General features: G+C 63.6%; 18 protein-coding genes. 5 read left to right on the top strand and 13 right to left on the bottom strand.

Features of this window, described 5'->3' with window-relative positions:
• Complete coding sequence (locus AC1DSF_RS02025) at positions 1–735, bottom strand: fimbrial biogenesis chaperone (protein WP_478125042.1); 735 nt, start codon at positions 733–735, stop codon at positions 1–3.
• 17 nt (positions 736–752) lie between these two features.
• On the bottom strand, positions 753–1,292 hold the full coding sequence (locus AC1DSF_RS02020) for a Csu type fimbrial protein (RefSeq protein ID WP_478125041.1): 540 nt from the start codon (positions 1,290–1,292) through the stop codon (positions 753–755).
• Positions 1,293–1,566: 274 nt separating this feature from the next.
• On the opposite strand from AC1DSF_RS02020, the gene htpG reads away from it, so the two are divergent.
• On the top strand, positions 1,567–3,600 hold the full coding sequence (htpG, locus tag AC1DSF_RS02015; protein ID WP_478182239.1) for a molecular chaperone HtpG: 2,034 nt from the start codon (positions 1,567–1,569) through the stop codon (positions 3,598–3,600).
• A gap of 49 nt (positions 3,601–3,649) precedes the next feature.
• Here the strand turns inward: htpG and AC1DSF_RS02010 are convergent, their stop codons facing one another.
• Together AC1DSF_RS02010 and AC1DSF_RS02005 are read right to left on the bottom strand one after the other, a co-directional pair.
• Positions 3,650–3,814, bottom strand: coding sequence for a hypothetical protein (locus tag AC1DSF_RS02010; RefSeq protein ID WP_478125039.1), 165 nt, complete (start codon positions 3,812–3,814; stop codon positions 3,650–3,652).
• 475 nt (positions 3,815–4,289) lie between these two features.
• The gene (locus tag AC1DSF_RS02005) at positions 4,290–4,529 is read right to left on the bottom strand and encodes a hypothetical protein (RefSeq protein WP_478182238.1); all 240 of its coding nucleotides are present in this window, start codon (positions 4,527–4,529) and stop codon (positions 4,290–4,292) included.
• Between AC1DSF_RS02005 and AC1DSF_RS02000 the strand changes: the two genes are divergently transcribed.
• Together AC1DSF_RS02000 and AC1DSF_RS01995 are read left to right on the top strand one after the other, a co-directional pair.
• Entirely contained in the window at positions 4,528–5,076 is a 549-nt protein-coding gene (locus tag AC1DSF_RS02000; protein ID WP_478182237.1) for a hypothetical protein, read from the top strand. The two genes, AC1DSF_RS02005 and AC1DSF_RS02000, sit on opposite strands and share 2 nt — an antisense overlap.
• On the top strand, positions 5,076–6,500 hold the full coding sequence (locus AC1DSF_RS01995) for an XVIPCD domain-containing protein (RefSeq protein ID WP_478182236.1): 1,425 nt from the start codon (positions 5,076–5,078) through the stop codon (positions 6,498–6,500). The genes AC1DSF_RS02000 and AC1DSF_RS01995 overlap by 1 nt, the downstream gene beginning before the upstream one ends.
• On the opposite strand, the gene AC1DSF_RS01990 is transcribed toward AC1DSF_RS01995, so the two are convergent.
• Genes AC1DSF_RS01990 through AC1DSF_RS01980 form a run of 3 tightly spaced genes read right to left on the bottom strand, consistent with a single transcriptional unit; the run spans position 6,497 to position 10,415 of the window.
• Entirely contained in the window at positions 6,497–7,645 is a 1,149-nt protein-coding gene (locus AC1DSF_RS01990) for a CaiB/BaiF CoA transferase family protein (protein WP_478182235.1), read from the bottom strand. The genes AC1DSF_RS01995 and AC1DSF_RS01990 overlap by 4 nt on opposite strands.
• A 7-nt stretch (positions 7,646–7,652) precedes the next feature.
• Complete coding sequence (locus AC1DSF_RS01985; RefSeq protein ID WP_478182234.1) at positions 7,653–8,627, bottom strand: Bug family tripartite tricarboxylate transporter substrate binding protein; 975 nt, start codon at positions 8,625–8,627, stop codon at positions 7,653–7,655.
• A gap of 57 nt (positions 8,628–8,684) precedes the next feature.
• Positions 8,685–10,415: an acyl-CoA dehydrogenase family protein gene (locus AC1DSF_RS01980; RefSeq protein WP_478182233.1), complete on the bottom strand. Its 1,731-nt coding sequence runs from the start codon at positions 10,413–10,415 to the stop codon at positions 8,685–8,687.
• Positions 10,416–10,517: 102 nt separating this feature from the next.
• Here AC1DSF_RS01980 and AC1DSF_RS01975 point away from each other — a divergent pair, with 102 nt between their 5' ends.
• Complete coding sequence (locus AC1DSF_RS01975) at positions 10,518–11,408, top strand: LysR family transcriptional regulator (protein WP_478182232.1); 891 nt, start codon at positions 10,518–10,520, stop codon at positions 11,406–11,408.
• A gap of 4 nt (positions 11,409–11,412) precedes the next feature.
• Here AC1DSF_RS01975 and AC1DSF_RS01970 read toward each other — a convergent pair whose 3' ends face one another.
• The 6 genes from AC1DSF_RS01970 to AC1DSF_RS01945 all read right to left on the bottom strand — a co-directional run bounded on the left by AC1DSF_RS01970 (position 11,413) and on the right by AC1DSF_RS01945 (position 16,528).
• Positions 11,413–12,459: a serine/threonine protein kinase gene (locus tag AC1DSF_RS01970; protein WP_478125032.1), complete on the bottom strand. Its 1,047-nt coding sequence runs from the start codon at positions 12,457–12,459 to the stop codon at positions 11,413–11,415.
• Between the two features lie 13 nt (positions 12,460–12,472).
• Positions 12,473–13,594, bottom strand: coding sequence for a DUF2855 family protein (locus AC1DSF_RS01965; RefSeq protein ID WP_478125031.1), 1,122 nt, complete (start codon positions 13,592–13,594; stop codon positions 12,473–12,475).
• A 125-nt stretch (positions 13,595–13,719) separates the two neighbouring features.
• Positions 13,720–14,145 (bottom strand): organic hydroperoxide resistance protein, encoded by a 426-nt coding sequence (locus tag AC1DSF_RS01960; RefSeq protein ID WP_478125030.1) that lies wholly within the window; start codon positions 14,143–14,145, stop codon positions 13,720–13,722.
• 42 nt (positions 14,146–14,187) lie between these two features.
• Positions 14,188–14,649 (bottom strand): MarR family winged helix-turn-helix transcriptional regulator, encoded by a 462-nt coding sequence (locus AC1DSF_RS01955; protein ID WP_478125029.1) that lies wholly within the window; start codon positions 14,647–14,649, stop codon positions 14,188–14,190.
• Between the two features lie 78 nt (positions 14,650–14,727).
• Complete coding sequence (locus AC1DSF_RS01950; protein WP_478125028.1) at positions 14,728–15,543, bottom strand: crotonase/enoyl-CoA hydratase family protein; 816 nt, start codon at positions 15,541–15,543, stop codon at positions 14,728–14,730.
• Between the two features lie 136 nt (positions 15,544–15,679).
• Complete coding sequence (locus AC1DSF_RS01945) at positions 15,680–16,528, bottom strand: 3-hydroxybutyryl-CoA dehydrogenase (protein ID WP_478125285.1); 849 nt, start codon at positions 16,526–16,528, stop codon at positions 15,680–15,682.
• A 187-nt stretch (positions 16,529–16,715) separates the two neighbouring features.
• Here AC1DSF_RS01945 and purT point away from each other — a divergent pair, with 187 nt between their 5' ends.
• Positions 16,716–17,918 (top strand): formate-dependent phosphoribosylglycinamide formyltransferase, encoded by a 1,203-nt coding sequence (purT, locus tag AC1DSF_RS01940; RefSeq protein WP_478125027.1) that lies wholly within the window; start codon positions 16,716–16,718, stop codon positions 17,916–17,918.
• The last annotated feature ends 6 nt before the right edge of the window (positions 17,919–17,924 follow it).

Genomic DNA, 17,924 nt, shown 5'->3' with positions numbered 1-17,924 from the left:
TCAGCGCGCGCGTTCGATGGCCGGGAGACTTTGCTGCGCGGTGTTGCCATTGACCATCGTTTCCATGGAGCCACCGGCAGCAAAGGTGGCGACCGGCGGCGTCAACGGCCAGCGCATTTTTGCGCCAGGCAATACGTAACCGAGCAGACCTCCATGGACGGCTGTTCGGCGTCCGGACGCATCGACGAAATTGAGTTCAGCCAGTTGCGCGTGTGTGCCCCCGGCATTGGCCACTTCGAGGACCGCCTGATCGCCCTGGCGGCTCAGTGACCACGTCAATTGCGGCGGGCTGGGTGCGGGACCAGCCGGTTCGATGAAGATCGGCAGCGAGTAGCGCAGCACGAACTGCAGGCCCTTCCTGGCCTCCTGGTTCTCGACCGGCAACTCGTCGATGACCACGCGGTATGCGTCCTCGACGGCACCGGCTCCGCTGGGCGGTGCGCCTGTCCGGATAACGCGAATCAGTTGCCGGTCTGTCGCCGCCAGTTGCAATATCGGGGGGCTCACCAGAAGGTTGCGCGACGGCGTGAGTTTGTCCTCGCCGTTTTCCTGGGTCCAGTGATAGACGCGTACCTGCGCATGCACCACGTTGTCGCCCGTGTTGCTGAGCCAGAGGCCATCCGCGTTCTGGGAGGCGCGGAGGGTCAACGTGACAGGCGAGACCTGCAGGCCGCTTGCCGCGGCAATTCCGCAGGCAAGGCCGAGCAGGACGGGGACAACGTGTCGCAAGCGCATGGTGTCGCAGTTCAGTCTCAGTAGTTGACTTGGACGGTGACGGTGTCGGCGTAGCTGTCCGGTGTCACGTTGGTAGCCGCGCCTGCAATCGTTGCATAAACCGTATGCGATACCGCCGCGCCGGTGCCGGTCGCGCCCACGCCGTTTCCTTTCGCGGCACTGGTAGCGGTATTGCCCCAGATGGTTCCGGTCGCACCCGCGGTGGAACGCAGCTGATAGGGAACGGTATCCGTATTGCCGGTCACCGGTGCGACGTTCTGGGCTTTCATGACGCCTGCGCCCGAGGTGTTGGTGTTCGAGGGAAGCAATCCGACGGTGTAGGGCGTGCTCTTCGAGCAGGTCACGCTGAAGGTGTTGGTGGCGGCCAAGCCTGCCGTTGTCGGGTCCTGGGAGCCGAAATTGAGATTGGACGCTGCGCCCGCTGTGACCGAGCAGGCCTTGGTGACCGTGAGCAGGACCTGGAACGTGGCCGTCGCCGGACCTGTTGCCGCAAGGGCGGCGCTCGTGAAGGCGGCCGCGACGAGAGTCAGGGCGGCAAAGGGAAGCAGCTTTTTCATCGTTAGTTCCAAGAAGTTTGAATTTGGTTTTTGCGAAGGGGACGGAAGAAATGTAGGTGCACTCCTACGGAGACTGTTGGACATATTCCTCAGAAAAGTCTCATTGAGTACTTTTTGGGGCGTTAGCGTGTTGTAAGTCTTTGCAACTACTGGGTCGATCTTTTCCCGGGCGCTTCCGTCCGTGAATTTCTCCACGTTGGCCGCTCACTTGCAGCTCTTGTAAAGTTCCCTGTTCGCCGAAAGGCGTCTTCTTCTCTTTGATAGTTACCGCGTCATGACCATCTCCAAGACCAAACTTCCATTCCAGGCCGAAGTCGCCCAGCTGCTTTACCTCGTCACCCATTCGCTGTACTCCAACAAGGAGATCTTCCTGCGGGAGCTGATTTCGAATGCGTCCGATGCCTGCGACAAGCTGCGCTTCGAGGCCATCGACCAACCCGCGCTGTATGAAGATCAGCCCAATCTGGACGTGCGCGTTTCCTTCGACAAGGACGCCAAGACGCTCACCATCGCCGACAACGGGATTGGCCTGAGCCAGCAGGAAGCGATCGACAACCTCGGCACTATCGCCAAGAGCGGGACCAAGGAGTTCATGAGCAAGCTCTCCGGCGACCAGAAGGCCGATGCACAGCTCATCGGGCAATTCGGCGTGGGCTTCTATTCGGGCTTCATCGTGGCCGACAAGATCACCGTCGAATCGCGCCGCGCGGGCCTGCCGGCCGAAGAGGGCGTGCGCTGGGTCAGCGGCGGCGCCGGCGATTTCGAGGTCGACACGATCACCCGGCCCCAACGCGGCACCAGCGTCACGCTGCATCTGCGCGATGACGCCGACGAGTACCTCAATGCGTGGAAGCTCAAGTCGATCATTGGGAAATATTCCGACCACATCTCCTTGCCGATCCTCATGGAAAAAGAGGAGTGGAAAGAGGGCGAGGAGAACAAGGGCGGCCAGATGGTCAAGACCGGCGAATGGGAGACGGTCAACCAGGCGAACGCACTCTGGAGCCGCCCCAAGAAGGACATCACCGAAGAACAGTACGTGGAGTTCTACAAGAACATCAGCCACGACTTCGAGGCGCCTTTGGCCTGGAGCCACAACCGCGTCGAAGGCAACACCGAGTACACGCAACTCCTGTACATCCCCGCCAAGGCGCCGATGGATCTCTGGAATCGCGACAAGGGCGCCGGCGTCAAGCTCTATGTGAAGCGCGTCTTCATCATGGACGACGCCGAGGCCTTGCTGCCGAGCTACCTGCGCTTCGTGAAGGGCGTGATCGACTCCGCCGACCTGCCGCTCAACGTGAGCCGTGAGCTGCTGCAAGAAAGCCGTGACGTGAAGGCGATCCGCGAAGGCAGCACCAAGCGCGTGCTGGGCATGCTGGAAGACCTTGCCAAGAAGCAGAAGACCGCCGGTGACAGCAACGAGGGCAAGATCGACGTGGGCTCGGGCGAATCAGTGCCTTCGCCCGAGCCGACCGAAGGTGTGACGGACGCCGTCGACAAGAACGCCACGCCCGCCGCCGAGGCCGCTGCGAACTACGCAGACGAATCGGGCAAGTACGCCAAGTTCTATGCGGAATTCGGCGCGGTGCTCAAGGAAGGCTTGGGCGAAGATTTTGCCAACCGCGAGCGCATTGCCAAGCTGCTGCGCTTCGCGTCGAGCACGAGCGACACCGTCAGCGTGAGCTTTGCCGACTACAAGTCGCGCATGAAGGAAGGCCAGGACGCGATCTACTACATCACCGCCGATACGCTGGCTGCCGCCAAGAACAGTCCACAGCTGGAAATCTTCAAGAAGAAGGGCATCGAGGTTCTGCTGATGACCGATCGCGTGGACGAATGGGCGCTCAACTACCTCACCGAGTTCGACGGCACGCCGCTGCAAAGCGTGGCGAAGGGCGCGGTCGACCTGGGCAAGCTCCAGGACGAGGCGGAGAAGAAAGCCGCCGAGGAAGCCGCCGAGTCGTTCAAGCCCATGCTCGAGCGTCTGAAGGAGGCGCTGAAGGACAAGGCCGAGGATGTCCGCGTGACGACGCGTCTGGTCGATTCGCCGGCTTGCCTGGTAGTGCAGGACGGCGGCATGAGCACCCAGCTCGCGCGCATGCTCAAGCAGGCGGGCCAGCCTGCGCCCGAAGTGAAGCCGGTGCTGGAAGTGAACGCCGAGCATCCGCTGGTCAAGAAGCTGGAAGGCTCCGATCACTTCGATGATCTGGCGAACATCCTGTTCGACCAGGCGCTGTTGGCTGAGGGCGGTCTGCCTGCAGATCCGGCGGCCTACGTGCGGCGCGTGAACGCCTTGCTCGCGTAGGCGGATGCGCTGAGCGCTTTGCGCGCGAGCGACGCGCGCGGCGCTCAAGTCAGTTGGGCTTGACTTGGAAGCCCTCGGGCACTTCGTTGGGCGGCGCTTGGTGGCAGTGGTACATGTCCATGTACACCATGCGCTTTGCCGGGCCGCATGAAAGCTCGTATCCGTCGATGACGTGATAGTCCGACTCGCCGGACTTGAGGGGCGCGCCACTCATGTTGCGCTCCAGCAATCCCGACGCCTCTTCGCGGGTGAAATCGCTCGGAAGGTCGCTTCTCGTGCCGAAGTTGCCGACTCGCCGGTAGGCGAGCGCGGAACCATCAGGACATTGAAGGCGCTCCAGGTATGCGCGCTCGCCGAATGGTCCGCAGACTTCTATTGCAGTTGCCTTGCTTTCGCCCGGGCCGGTAGAGCGCGATGTCGGAGCGCCAATTGGTGAAGAAGACGGCGAAGAAGGCGGCGAAGAAGGCCCGGCGCAGCCCAGCAACGCAGTGGTCGTTGCGGCGGCAACGATTGAATTTCGAATGCTCATATTCTCCCTGAGACGCCAAATTGAGTTGAAGGCGGCGTACCGATGCAGTTTATTGACGCGGTGAACAGACATGCGCGAATTGCGGGGCAATCAGAACCCTCGTTACTTCTTTCTTCTAAGGAAAAGCGCCTGTTCTTGAAAGGCACGGAACGAGCTGTGCCTAGAATTCAAGAATTCGAGCGCACAGGGAGAAGAAAATAACTCGTCGTATTGCGATTTGCCGCCGGCCCCGAACTGCACGCTTTGCGGCTCCTGCCGGATCCATCAATTCCGACAATTCAAAAAAATCAATAAAGAGATTGGCCGCGCATGCGCTTCTTTGCGTGTCGTTCAGCCTGACGCTCGGCGCCTGCTCTTCGGCGGCGAACACATCCCCAATCAAACCGGAGGAAAGCAACATGGCGAGTCGAGCTACTACAGAGGCAGCGCGCCCGGATGCGCCTGAAGTACTGCGTCGCCTTCTGGCGTTGATCGACACCTTGCATCAGCCGCAGGATTTGACCGTCGAGCGGGTGGCGCAATTTAGCGGAGTTGCCATGACGCCGTTTTCTGACAAACCCAACGAGGATACGTACATGTCACTTCAGCCGTTGACTGAAATGTGGCGATACCTATATCTCTGGGGTCCAAACAGCACGACCCGTCTTGCGGACCTCGGCCTGAATTTTTATGAGACCGAAAAATATAGAGGCCAGAATCCACCGATGACGGGCATTTGCCAACTCGACCTCGCACAATTTCACGAAGCGTTGCTCAAGATCGGTTACCGGCACGTCGGCAACACTCGCCAACGAAGTGCTGGCAAGCAATACCAGCGCGGGTTGGTCGAAGTAGACGTCGGCATCGTCGGTGAGAGCGGCGAAAGTATTGAAAAGATCTCGCACCGATGCGTCAATAGAGTCTATATCGGCTTCCTTGTGAAATACATGGACTTGGGGGCCATGTAGTGAGTTCGATCAGTCCCGAGCTCGAACGGGTGATCCGTGACATTGGCGACCCGACATCAGCCGCTTATCTGAACCTGCGCGCGGTCATCAAGGGATCGCCCGTGTTGATGCAGCAGATGAGCGATGCAGTCGCAAGAGGCCATCTGAAGCATTTGGCGCTGATGCCCGCGAGTGAGAACGTCGGGGCCAGATACAGCCCCGACACACAGACGATCAACCTCAAGTACGGCGATGTCCTGGACCTCGAGAAAGGCGGTCGGCTCACCTTCGTTTTGGGCCACGAAACCCGGCATGGAATGAATCGCGAGCACACCAGGAAAGGACTTGAAGGATTCGACGAGAACGTTCGCCGCGTCTTGGAGAGCGGTCAGGCAGTCCATGACTACAGCCCGGCGTTGGACCAGATGCTGGCGACCAACCGCAGGGACGAAGCCAGCGCCCATATCGCCGGCTGGAATGCGTTGGTCAGTCGGGTGAAGCATGGCAATCCAGAAGCCCAGCTTTCCGACCTCGGAAGACTGGCGCGGGAAGTTGAGTACGTCAACGACTTCATCGAACTCCAGGAAATCGCCGGACGCACGCAATTCGTTGCGAAAGACGGCTTCACCCTCAACGCCGATCTCTCCATCACGCCGGATTCTCGCAACGTCGAAGCCGCCGGAAAGCACTACTTCGACAAAGCGCCGCAGAGCACACAGCTGGGCCACCATGGCAACTCCGACTACGCCAACTACTACGGCGCTTCTTTGGTGAGTTCCGTTTGCCAATATGAAATGCTCAATCCAACGCTGGCCGGCAAGCTGCAGTTGGACATGCGCGGACTCGGGCTGCAAGAGTTGTTGCTTGAGCAAAACGGCATTTCCCTGCCCAGGCCGGCTGCACGCTGCCCTTATCACGACGTGCATGCTCCAGGGACCGTCGCGCATTTCGACCATACCGCCGACAGCCACAGCCATGTGCCGATCAATGGCCTACCGACGCCGAGCAAACTGTCGACCGTGCCGGATCGAGACACTCCGGTCGTGCAACTCGACCATCCCGGGCACCCCGACCACACGATGTTCGAGCAGGCGCGAGCCGGTGTGCATCGACTCGATGCGGAGGTAGGCCGCACGCCCGATCAGCGCAGCGATCAACTCGCTGCGGCGCTCGTGGTTGCGGCCAAGGCGAATGGAATGAGCCACATCGACCACGCGGTGTTGAGCACCGATGCATCAAAGGTTTTCGCGGTCGAAGGCGCGCTGGATTCGGCGCTCAAGCGCATCGCCGCGGTGCCGACAGTAGAAGCGCTCAATACGTCCGTCGCGCAAAGCACACAAAGCTGGGAGCAGGCGATCGAACGCGTGCAGCAACAGGCCCAGGAGCGCGTACTTGAACGGCAGCACACCGCCGTCCAGCGCCACGGCCCGGTGATGAGTCTCTAGGAGAACTCGCTGCCCGGCGTCAGCGGCGCGTGCCGATACGTCGCCGGCGTGCGGCTGAGCTTGACGGGAGACGCGATGCCGCGATAGCCGCCTTCGAGTTCGACCACCATGCCGCGATGCTCCGTATGCGGATGCATGAGCGCCGCATCCACCGGCAGCACCGGCGCCGCGGGCACCCCTGCAGCCATCAGCGTGTCCACCAGCGTGCGGCCGTCGAAATCCGCCAGCGCCGCTTCGAGCTGCTGCTTGAGCCCTTCGCGATGCACCGAGCGCTGCCCAGCGGTTTTGTACAACGAGTCTTCGGCGAGCCCGGGCTGTCCGATGCAGGCGCAGAAGCTGGCGAACTGCCGGTCGTTGCCGACCGCCACGAAGATCGGATCGGTCTTTGTCGCCAGCGCGTCGTATGGGTAGATGTTCGGGTGCGCGTTGCCGGTGCGTCGCGGCGCCGTGCCGTCCATGAACCAGTTGGCCGCATGCGGATGCAGCAGCGACAACCCGCTGTCATAGAGCGCCGCTTCGACGAACTGTCCACGTCCACTGCGTTGGCGCTCGTTGAGCGCGAGCAGTACGCCGATGACGGCGTTGAGCCCGGTCACCATGTCGACCACCGGCAAGCCGACGCGCAGCGGACCGCCACCTGCTTCCCCGTTGACGCTCATGATGCCGGTCATCGCTTGCACGGCCGCGTCATAGCCGGGCAGGGCGCCCAGCGGCCCGTCCGAGCCGAAGCCCGAGACGCGGCACCACACGAGACGCGGAAAGCGCTGCGACAGGGTGTCGTAGCCGATCCCCCAGCGCTCCATCGTGCCGGTCTTGAAGTTCTCGATCAGCACGTCGGCTTCGGCAACCAGCGCGAGCAGCGCCTCGCGTCCCTCAGGCGTGCCCAGGTCGAGATGCTGGATGCGCTTGTTGCGATTGAGCCCGTGATAGTACGAAGCCACGCCGTCCTTGAAGGGCGGGCCCCAGGTGCGGGTGTCATCGCCTTGGGGCGGTTCGACCTTGAGCACGTCGGCGCCGTGGTCGCCCAGGATCTGCCCGCAGTAAGGACCGCCGAGGATGCGCGAGATGTCGAGCACGCGGATGCCCGCAAGGGCGCCCGTTGTACCAGTAGTGCCGGTAGTGCCGGTAGTGCCGGTGGTGGTCATGGCGTCTTCAATCCAGTTGCGCGCCGGATTGCTTGACGACGCCGGACCACTTGGCCATCTGCGCGCCGATGAACTTGCCCAGTTGCTCTGGCGTGTTCGACGGTGCCGGTTCCAGCCCTTGCGAAGCGAATAACTGCTTGACCTTGGGGGTGGCCAGCACTTCGACGAACGCCTTGTTGAGCTTGGCGATGCGATCGGGCGGCGTTCCGRCCGGTGCGACGATGCCGAAGAACACACTCACGTCAAAGCCCGGCACGCCTTGCTCGGCCACCGTCGGAACATTGGGGAGCGCCTGCGAACGGGCGGCCGTGGTGACGCCGAGCGCGCGCAGCTTGCCGGCCTTGACGTACGGCAGCGCGGTGAGCACGTCGGTGAAGCTCATGCTCACCTGACCGCCGAGCAGATCGTTCAGCGCCGGGCCGGTGCCTTTGTACGGGATGTGCTGCAGATCGACGCCGGCCATCGCGCTGAACATCACGCCCGCCAGGTGCGACGAAGCGCCATTGCCGGAGGACGCATAGCTCAACTTGCCCGGATTGGTCTTGGCGTAGGCCACGAGCTCCTTCACGTTCTTCGCCGGCACGGACGGGTTCACGACCAGGATGTTCGGCAGGTCGCCGACCTGGATCACTGGCGCGAAACTCTTCACCGGGTCGTAATTGATCTTGCGGTAGAGGCTCGAATTGATGGCGAGCGGCCCGGACGTCCCGAACAGCAGTGTCTGGCCATCGGGTGCGGCACGCGCCACGAACTCGGCGCCGATGTTGCCGCCCGCGCCGGCTCGGTTCTCCACGATCATGGGCTGGCCCAGGCGGTCTTTCATTTCGGCGGCGAGCGTGCGCGCCATGGCATCCGTCGGTCCCCCGGGCGGGAACGGTATGACGAGCGTGATCGGCTTGTCGGGAAAGGTGTCGGCGTGAGCGGCGGGCAGCAGGGGCAATGCCGCCGCGGCGGCCATCAGGAAAGTCGCAAGAATTCGCATGTGTGTGTCTCCGGTTGGGTCGGTGTTGTCTGTTTGAAGTCGATTGAGTGCTGGCGCTCAGGCGGCCGCGAGTGCCGGCATTGCGCTGCTGCCCGCCCAATTGGCAGGGACTGCATCGGGTGTCAGCGGATCGCGCGGAAGCACGCGATGCAGCAGCACCAGTTGCGCCCATTGCACGCGCTGCGCCGAGCCCGTCCTGGCGCCTTCCCACGCCATCGCGATGGCGCTGCACGTGTGATAAAGCGCCGATGCGGCCTGGCGCGCGATCACGTCGCCGCCTTCCTGTGTTGCGGTGGTGGCGAGCGCGGCAGCGCGCGAGAGTGCGTCCCGCAAGGCCGATGCGAAAGCAGGTGAGAAAGCAATTGAAGCAGAAGCCGAAGAAGCCGGCGTCGCTGCTTCGTCCAGCAGTACCGAGAAGTGCTTGTGCAGCGCGCTCAGCGAATCTTCCCGCTTGATCGCGCGAAGCACGTCGAGCGCGACGATGTTGCTGGTGCCTTCCCAGATCGAACCCAGATGTGCGTCGCGCACCAGGCGAGGATCGGCCCATTCCTCGATGTAGCCGCAGCCGCCGCGCACTTCCATGGCGTCGCCCGTCACTTTGCGTGCGTCGCGGCAGGCGCGGAACTTGATGAGCGGCGTGAGGATGCGCAGCAGCGGATAGGCAGTCTGGTCGCCCTGGTCCGAACGGGCCAGCGCGAGCGCGGTCTGGAACACCATCGTGCGCGCCTGTTCGGCCGGCAGGCGCAGCTTCAGCAATTGGCGCTGCATCAGGGGCATGTCGGCGAGCCGCTTGCCGAAGGCGCGGCGTTCGCTCGTGATGTATTCGGCTTCCGCAACCGCGCGGCGCATCAGCCCGGCCGCGCGCACGCCGTTCGACAGGCGCGAGTTGTTGACCATGTCGGCCATCTGCACGAAGCCGCGCCCCTGTTCGCCGACGAGGTAAGCCACGGCGCCTTCGAGACGGATCTCTCCGCTCGCCATCGACCGCGTGCCCAATTTGTCCTTGAGCCGGATGATGCGGTAGTGGTTGGCGCTGCCGTCGTCGAGTTGGCGCGGCAGCAGGAACAGCGACACGCCCTTCATGCCGGCAAGTCCGCCGTCGACGCGCGCCAGCACCATCGCGAAATCGGCGTCGGGGTTGGAGCAGAACCACTTGTCACCGCTGAGGCGCCACTGGCCGGCCTCGTCCTGCCACGCGCGGGTGACGGTGGCGGCAATGTCGGAGCCGGCCGCCTGCTCGGTCATGAACATGGCGCCCTGCGCCAGCGTGTCGAAATCCAGCGAAGTGAGGCGGCCGATGAAGCGCTCGACCAGTTCGGGGCTGCCGAACTTATTCAGTGTGCGCGTCAGCGAATCGGTCATTGAAACCGGGCAGCACAGGCCGAACTCGGCCTGCACGAAGAGGTAGGTCAGCACGTACTTGACCAGCGGCGGCATCTTGCCCTTCCAGCCCAGCGTTTCTTCGCGGTGAGACATCGCAGCCAGACCGAATTCGCTGAGCGCAAGGCGCTCCATCTCGACGTAGGCCGGATGCTTGATCACCTTCTGGTCGTCGATTCCGGTGCGGGTGCGCAGCTTGAGCGTCGGCGGATTGCGGTCCGCGGTCTGCGCCAGCTCGTCGAGCGGGCCACCGGCCAAGGCGCCGAGGCGCTCGAAATGCGGCTGCATGTGTTCCAGTAGATCCGGCGGCAGGTACAGCGCGAGTAGCTTGTGCAGCTCGGTATCGGTGGTGAAAAGGTTCTGCCCGTGGCGGTCAGGCACGGGGTGCGCGGCTTCTGTGCTGGACATGTCTTGTCTCCTTTGGGCCGCATTTTTTGAGCCTGCACGATTCTTGTCCAATATCAAATACCACTTGTTTGATCCGATTCACCTATCGTGCGAGACTGCCGCATGGAACTTCGACATCTGCGCTACTTCGTCGTGCTCGCCGAGGAACTGCATTTTGGGCGGGCTGCGCGGCGGCTCGCGATTTCGCAGCCGCCCCTGAGCGTTGCCATCCGGCAGCTGGAGGAATCCGTCGGCGCGCGCCTCTTCGAGCGCAACAGCAAGGAAGTGCACCTCACCCCCGCCGGCGAGGCGTTGCAGGCATCGGCGCGCGCATTGCTGCGCCAGGCCGAAGAGGCCGCGCTCGAAGCGCGCGACGTGTCGCAAGGCTCGGCCGGCCGGCTGCGCATCGGCTTCGTCGGCGCAATGCTCTATCGCGGGCTGCCGCAGGCCTTGCGCAAGTTCCAGGCAAAGCATCCCGCGGTCCGGGTGACATTGGCCGAACTCAACTCAGGCGAGCAGATCGCCGAACTGCTGCATGACAGGCTCGACTTCGGCTTCGTGCACACGAGCCGGATGCCGGCCGAACTGCGGCACGCGCTGCTGGTGTCCGAATCCTTCGTGGCGTGCGTGCCGGTCGGCCATAGGTTGGCGCGGCGGCGCACGGTCCCGATGGCGAGCCTGCGCGACGAACCCTTCGTGCTGTTTTCTCGCAGCGCGTCGCCTGACTATCACGAGCGGATCCTGGCGATTTGCGCCGATGCGGGATTCCGGCCCGAGGTAAGGCACGAGGTGCGTCACTGGCTTTCGGTGGTCTCGCTGGTTTCGCAGGGAATGGGCGTCGCCCTAGTGCCCAGTGCGCTGCATCACGCGGCGCTCCGAGGCGCGGCATTCCGGCCGCTGGACGAAGAGGTGGCGCGCTCGGAGGCCTTCTGCGTCTGGAGGGACGGACCTCCGAATGCGGTGGTGCAGGGCTTCCTGCGCGCCTTGCAGGCCGGCCGGCCGGCCGCGGACTGAGCCTTCAGGCGTACAGCGGCTCTTCCGCCATCGCTTCGCACTGATCCTGCAGCATCTGGATCTGCCCCTTCCAGTAGTCGCTCGATCCGAACCACGGAAAGTTGATCGGAAAGATTGGATCTTCCCAGCGGCGCGCGAGCCATGCGCTGTAGTGAATGAGCCGCAGCGTGCGCAGCGGTTCGATGAGAGCGAGTTCGCGGCGATCGAAACTGCGGAACTGCTCGTAGCCGTCGAGTAGCCCACTCAACTGGCCGGTGCGCTGGGCACGATCACCGGAAAGCAGCATCCACAGGTCTTGCACCGCGAAGCCGGTGCGCGCGTCGTCGAGGTCGACGAAGTGCGGGCCGCCCTCGGGCCGATCGGTGGGCGTCCAAAGAATGTTGCCCGGGTGCACGTCCCCGTGCAGCCGCAGCTTCTTCAGCGCGGATTCGCCCGGTCCATCGGCGCCGCCTTGTCCGGCCGGGCGGAGCGCCGTGGCGGCGATCATTTCGAAAGCCTCGTTGCAGGCGGTTTCCCATTCGCGCTGCACATCGAGCGGCACCATGTGATTGCCGATCAGCCAGTCTCGCGATGCGATGCCGAAGGTTTGCAAGTCCAATGTGGGGCGCGATTCGAAGGGCTTCCGCGCGCCGACGGAATGAATGCGCGCGAGGAAGCGGCCCACCCATTCCAGCACTTCGAAATCGTCAAGCTCCGGCGACCGCCCGCCGCGGTAGGGGCTCACGCTGAAAGCGAAGCCGCCATGGCGGTGCAAGGTCTGCCCGTTGACCGCGATGGGGGGCACCGCGGGCACTTCGGCCGCCGCGAGTTCGAGCGAGAAGCCGTGCTCTTCAAGAATGTCGGCCTCGCTCCAGCGGCCCGGCCGGTAGAACTTGACCACCACGGCGCTGCGATCTTCCAGATACACCTGATAGACGCGGTTCTCGTAGGAGTTGAGCGCGGTGAGCCGGCCATCTCCGTGCAGGCCGAGCGTTGCCAGCGCGTCGAGCACCACATCGGGCGTGAGGTTCTCGTAAGGGTGGGCGGAGGCTTTCGCCGCAGACTGGGTCATGCGGCGATTGTCGCTATGTGGCGGCTTCGCTTCTCGCCAGCGAAAGAATGTGCCCGACGCGCGGATCGCTTTTGGCCGCGAGGACTTCCGCATAGGCGGCCTGCACTTCGGCGATGCCTGCATGGTGCTCGGTCCGCAGCCATGGCGCCTTTGGGTCGGTCACCCGTCCGATGAAGGCATGCCACGCTTGCTTCATCCGCTGGCCGAAGGCCTCTGCGCCCCATTCGGTGGTGCGCTTCTTGATCTGGGCCGGCGCAAAGAAGAAGGTGGCGCGCGGGCCCGGAAGGTCCTTTCCGCTGCCTGGCGTGGCCCGCTGGTCGAGGTGGGTACTGCCAATCGAGGCGCTGTGCTTGAGCTGGCCGAAGCGCGTGTGGATCGCTTGGCGCAGCGCGCCGTTGCCCGCGAAGTCGACGTAGACGCAGGGCTTGTCCGCGGCGATCTGGTCGAGTTCTTCATAGGCCAGCACGCGGTGATAGCAGCCGAGGCTTTCGCAAAAGGCCTTGTTGGCGGCGGACGTCAGCCCAATCACCTCGATGCCTTCGCGTTGCGCCAACTGGAAGGCGGTGCCGTAGGCTGTCTTGCTGGATGCGCTCGACAGCAGCACCGCGCCGGGCCGCGCGCCGAAGAAGTCGTTGTCGTCGAGAAAGTCGTCGATCAGCCAGGAGGTGATGAAGAGGGGCCGCAGCAGTGCCTGCACATCCTCGGTGTCCGCCGAATAGAGTGGATCGGACTTGCAGCGGAAGTACTGGTTGTAGACCGCCGGCAGCGCCGCGCGATGGGGTGCTCCGTCGGTGAAGCGCTCTGGCGAGAGACGCTCCGGCGTCAGCACGGCGGCGGAAGACATCGGAAAGTAGCCGTACAGCCGTTCACCCACGGCAACGCCCGGATGCAACGAATGGACGACCGACGCGAAACCCCACACCGGAATGCTGCCCCAGCCTTCCTCGCCCGTCGAATAGAACTGCCAATAGCTCATCGCGTCGCCGAAAGCGGCATAGGTGATGTTGTTGGACGTGAGGGCAAAGCTGTCGATGCGCACGCGAACCTGCCCGTTGGCAAGCCGGGTGTCTTCGGCGGCACGCACGCGTGTGGAAGCGAGATCGTCCTTTCGGACCAGGAATTTGGTCGTGCTCATGAGGCAGCCTCTCTTTGCCGTGTGCGGGCGCAGACCTTAGCGCAGACCTGCTTCAGTTGCATGAAAAAGGCCCGCCCTGTCGTCGCTTAGGCGACGCCCGGACGGGCCCTGAGGACTGACGTCGATCAGGCGATGGACAGCTCGACTTCGACGTTGCCGCGCGTGGCATTCGAATACGGGCAGACCTGGTGCGCGGTCTCGACCAGCAGCTTCTTCTGTGCGTCGTCGAGGCCAGGCAAGGTGATTGCCAGCTTGACCGCGATGCCGTAGGCCGCGCCGCCGTCGATCGGGCCCAGCGAAACGCTGGCGTCGATCGCCACGTCGTCCGGCACCTTGACGTTGATCTTCGGCGAGACGGCCTTCATTGCGCCGATGAAGCAGGCCGAATAACCGATGGCGAAGAGCTGCTCGGGATTGGTGCCGGGCTTGCCTGAACCGGGCGAGCTGAGCTTCACGTCCAGCGCGTCGTCGCTGGTCTTGCCGGAGCCGTCGCGGCCGCCGATGGTGTGCGCCTGAGCGGTGTAGAGGACCTTGTCGAGTTTCTTGACCATGGTGATTCCTTGGGTTGGGGGTTGAAAAAAATTCCGGGAAAGCTAGGCGACCTTGATGCGGTCACGCAATCGCTGCATTTGCTGCGTGAGCGAGACCAGTTCATCGATCGAGCAGCTCGAAGCGGCCAGAAGACAGGCCGGCACGCTGGCGGCGCGCGCCTTGAGCTTGCGCCCCGCGGCAGTGAGGCTGATGCGCACGCGGCGCTCGTCTTCGGCGTCGCGGATGCGCGCCACCAGACCGTTGGCCTCGAGCCGCTTCAGGAGGGGCGTCAGCGTGCCGGAGTCGAGCGAGAGCTTTTCGCCGAGTTCCGACACCATGAGCCGATCGCGCTCCCACAGTGCGAGCATGACGAGGTATTGAGGGTAGGTGAGCCCGAGCTTTTCAAGCAGCGGCTTGTACAGCTTGGTCATGGCCAGCGACGCGGAATACACCGCAAAGCAGAGCTGGTTGTCCAGGCGCAGCATCTCGTCGGCGGAGGGTGCGGAAGGTGCTGGAGTGCGCATGGCCTGAAGTATAGCCAGCAATTAAATTGCGTGCAATTTAATTTGTCGCCGGATGATCCGGCGTCATGAATCCTTGGGTCAGCGACCGGAGAAGCGCGCCGGCCGGCGTTCGATGAAGGAACGCACGCCTTCGGCCGCGTCCTCGCTGTTCGAGAGCGTCTTCTGCACCGGAATGAAATCTTCGACCGCGGCGAGGGGGCCTTGCTCGATGGCCTTGATGACATTGAGCCGCGTCGCGACCACGGCCAGTGGCGCCTGTGCCGCAATGTGCTGGGCGATGCGCAGAGCTTCTTCCAGCTCCTGTCCGGCAGGGACCACCCGCTGGACGAAATTGAGGCGAAGGGCCTCGGCGCTGTCGAACTCGTCGGCCGTCAGCAGATGCAGCATTGCATTGCCCACGCCTGCGCGCTCGGCCATCCGCAGCGTGGCGCCGCCCGTGGCCATGATGCCGCGCTGCACTTCCATCTGCGAGAAGCGGCAGTTGTCCGCCGCGACCACGATGTCAGCACCGAGCATCAGCTCGATGCCCACGGTGAAGCAGATGCCCTTGACTGCCACCACCATCGGCTTGGTGCGGCGACGGTAGCCCGGCAAGCCGAAGTCGTGGGGTTCGACAAGGCCGGCCGGCACGGCCTTCTCGCCGCGCTTCATGAATTCGGTCACCGCCGGAAGGTCGAGCCCTGCCGTGAAGTGATCGCCGAAGGCATGCAGCACACCGACCCGCAGCGAGGGATCGTCATCGAGCCGCGTGTAGGCCTCGGCAAGCTGCCGGAACATCGCGGGCGTCCATCCATTGCGCTTGGCCGGCCGGTTGATGCCGATCAGCAGCACATGGTCGAGCACCTGCGTGTCAATGCACCCTTCGGGCGGCGGCGTAGTGGGCGTGGCGGTCATTCAGCTTGTCTCCAGGTTGTTAAAAAGAAAAGGTGCAGCGCAATCCCAGAAATACCGCGGAACCGGCTCAGCCGGGCCGCTGGTATTGCCCCCTGAAAGGGGGTGCAGAGCCACACGAAGTGGGCGAGGCTGGGGGTCAGTACTTGTACACACCGCGGCCGGTCTTGCGACCGAGTTGGCCGGCCGCGACCATTTCCTTCAGCAGCGGGCAGGGGCGGTACTTGGAGTCGCCGAACTGTTCGAGGTACACCTCCATCACGGCCAGGCAGACGTCCAGTCCGATCATGTCCGCCAGCGCCAGGGGGCCGATCGGCTGGTTGCAGCCGAGCTTCATGCCTGCGTCGATGTCTTCCGCCGTCGCGAGACCTTCGGCTAGCACGAAGAATGCCTCATTGATCATCGGCACGAGAATGCGATTGACCACGAAGCCCGGCGCATTCTTGACGGTGATGGGCGACTTGCCCAGCCGCTCTGCCAGCGCCTTCACCGCGTCATGCGTTGCATCGCTGGTCAGATAGCCCCGGATGATTTCCACCAGCGCCATCATCGGAACCGGGTTGAAGAAGTGCATGCCGATGAAGCGGTCCGCGCGCGAGGTGGCTGCGGCCAGTTGCGTGATCGAGATCGACGACGTGTTCGACGCGATGATCACTTCGGGCGCCACCAGCGCATCGACCTGCTTGAGGATCTTCAGCTTGAGCGCGTGGTTCTCGGTGGCGGCCTCGATCACGAGCTGCGCGGCCTTGAGGTCTTCGTAGTCGGTCGATCCCTTGATCAGCGCGAGCGCCGCATCCTTCTGCGCGGCGCTGAGCTTGTCCTTCTTGATCAGGCGGTCGAGGCTGCCCGTCACAGTGGCAAGGCCCTTGTCCACTGCGGCCTGGGCGACGTCGATCATCACGACGTTGACGCCCGCGACCGCGCAAGCCTGCGCGATACCGTTGCCCATCGTGCCTGCACCGATGATGCCGACTGTCTGGATAGTCATGAGAGTCACGAGAAATGCTCCTTCAGGGATAAAAACAAAAACGAGGATGAAACCGAAAAAAACGGGGGGAATGAATTGAGGAACTGGCCGAGATTGTGAAACAGCCGCGCAGGCGGCACCGTTGCCGCGTGTGACAGCAGGGTGATTTAAAGTGCCGCGTTCAGTCCCACAGCCACGAATCCGCACCATGACCACCCTCGGCACACCTCTTTCTCCCACCGCCACCCGCGTGATGCTTCTCGGCTCCGGTGAGCTCGGCAAGGAGGTCCTGATCGCACTCCAGCGCCTGGGCGTCGAAACCATCGCCGTCGACCGCTATGAGAACGCGCCGGGCCAGCAGGTTGCGCACCACGCGCGCACCATCACCATGAGCGACCCGGCGCAACTCAAGGCGCTGATCGAGGCTGAGAAGCCGCAGCTCGTCGTGCCAGAAATCGAGGCCATTGCCACCCCGATGCTGCAGGAGCTGGAAGACGCAGGCGTGGTGCGCGTGATCCCCACCGCGCGCGCAGCACGCCTCACCATGGACCGCGAAGGCATCCGGCGCCTGGCCGCCGAGACGCTCGGCGTGCCGACCAGTCCCTACAAGTTCTGCGATTCGCTGGCCGAACTGCAGGCGGCCATCGATGAAGGCATCGGTTACCCCTGCATTGTCAAACCCGTGATGAGCAGCTCCGGCAAGGGCCAGAGCAAGATCGAGGGTCCCGCGGACGTGCAGAAAGCCTGGGACTACGCCATGGCCGGCGGTCGCGTGAGCCACGGCCGCGTGATCGTCGAGGGCTTCATCGACTTCGACTACGAGATCACGCTGCTCACCGTGCGGGCCATCGACGCCGCAGGCGCCGTGCAGACGCATTTCTGCGACGCGATCGGCCATGTGCAGGTGAGTGGTGACTACGTCGAGAGCTGGCAGCCGCATCCGATGGCTCCCGCAGCGCTGAAGAAGGCGCAGGACATCGCCCGGGCCGTCACGTCCGATCTCGGCGGACAGGGGCTCTTCGGTGTCGAGCTGTTCGTCAAGGGCGAGCAGGTCTGGTTCAGCGAAGTCAGCCCCCGCCCGCACGACACCGGCATGGTCACCATGGCGACCCAGTGGCAGAACGAGTTCGAACTGCACGCCCGTGCGATTCTCGGGCTGCCGGTCGACACCACGCTCAAGAGCCCGGGTGCCAGCGCGGTGATCTACGGCGGTGTCGATGCCACGGGAATCGCGTTCGACGGTGTCGCCCATGCGCTGGCGGTGCCGGGCGTCGACGTCCGCCTCTTCGGCAAGCCCGAGAGTTTCGTCAAGCGCCGCATGGGCGTTGCGCTCGCACATGCGGCAGACATCGACACGGCGCGCCGCAATGCCAAGGAAGCCGCCTCGCGCGTCAAGCCTCGCCAAGCCTGATTCACT

Source organism: Variovorax sp. 01N429 (assembly GCF_056399425.1).
Note: the sequence above shows the minus strand (reverse complement) of the source record. Positions and strands in the feature narration are given on the sequence as shown.

What these genes read in the sequence shown, in the direction of transcription:
- AC1DSF_RS02025 (WP_478125042.1), bottom strand. Translation starts at nt 735, where the DNA reads ATGCGCTTGCGACACGTTGTCCCCGTCCTGCTCGGCCTTGCCTGCGGA.
- AC1DSF_RS02020 (WP_478125041.1), bottom strand. Translation starts at nt 1,292, where the DNA reads ATGAAAAAGCTGCTTCCCTTTGCCGCCCTGACTCTCGTCGCGGCCGCC.
- htpG (WP_478182239.1), top strand. Translation starts at nt 1,567, where the DNA reads ATGACCATCTCCAAGACCAAACTTCCATTCCAGGCCGAAGTCGCCCAG.
- AC1DSF_RS02010 (WP_478125039.1), bottom strand. Translation starts at nt 3,814, where the DNA reads ATGAGTGGCGCGCCCCTCAAGTCCGGCGAGTCGGACTATCACGTCATC.
- AC1DSF_RS02000 (WP_478182237.1), top strand. Translation starts at nt 4,528, where the DNA reads ATGGCGAGTCGAGCTACTACAGAGGCAGCGCGCCCGGATGCGCCTGAA.
- AC1DSF_RS02005 (WP_478182238.1), bottom strand. Translation starts at nt 4,529, where the DNA reads ATGTTGCTTTCCTCCGGTTTGATTGGGGATGTGTTCGCCGCCGAAGAG.
- AC1DSF_RS01990 (WP_478182235.1), bottom strand. Translation starts at nt 7,645, where the DNA reads ATGACCACCACCGGCACTACCGGCACTACCGGCACTACTGGTACAACG.
- AC1DSF_RS01980 (WP_478182233.1), bottom strand. Translation starts at nt 10,415, where the DNA reads ATGTCCAGCACAGAAGCCGCGCACCCCGTGCCTGACCGCCACGGGCAG.
- AC1DSF_RS01975 (WP_478182232.1), top strand. Translation starts at nt 10,518, where the DNA reads ATGGAACTTCGACATCTGCGCTACTTCGTCGTGCTCGCCGAGGAACTG.
- AC1DSF_RS01970 (WP_478125032.1), bottom strand. Translation starts at nt 12,459, where the DNA reads ATGACCCAGTCTGCGGCGAAAGCCTCCGCCCACCCTTACGAGAACCTC.
- AC1DSF_RS01965 (WP_478125031.1), bottom strand. Translation starts at nt 13,594, where the DNA reads ATGAGCACGACCAAATTCCTGGTCCGAAAGGACGATCTCGCTTCCACA.
- AC1DSF_RS01960 (WP_478125030.1), bottom strand. Translation starts at nt 14,145, where the DNA reads ATGGTCAAGAAACTCGACAAGGTCCTCTACACCGCTCAGGCGCACACC.
- AC1DSF_RS01955 (WP_478125029.1), bottom strand. Translation starts at nt 14,649, where the DNA reads ATGCGCACTCCAGCACCTTCCGCACCCTCCGCCGACGAGATGCTGCGC.
- AC1DSF_RS01950 (WP_478125028.1), bottom strand. Translation starts at nt 15,543, where the DNA reads ATGACCGCCACGCCCACTACGCCGCCGCCCGAAGGGTGCATTGACACG.
- AC1DSF_RS01945 (WP_478125285.1), bottom strand. Translation starts at nt 16,528, where the DNA reads ATGACTATCCAGACAGTCGGCATCATCGGTGCAGGCACGATGGGCAAC.
- purT (WP_478125027.1), top strand. Translation starts at nt 16,716, where the DNA reads ATGACCACCCTCGGCACACCTCTTTCTCCCACCGCCACCCGCGTGATG.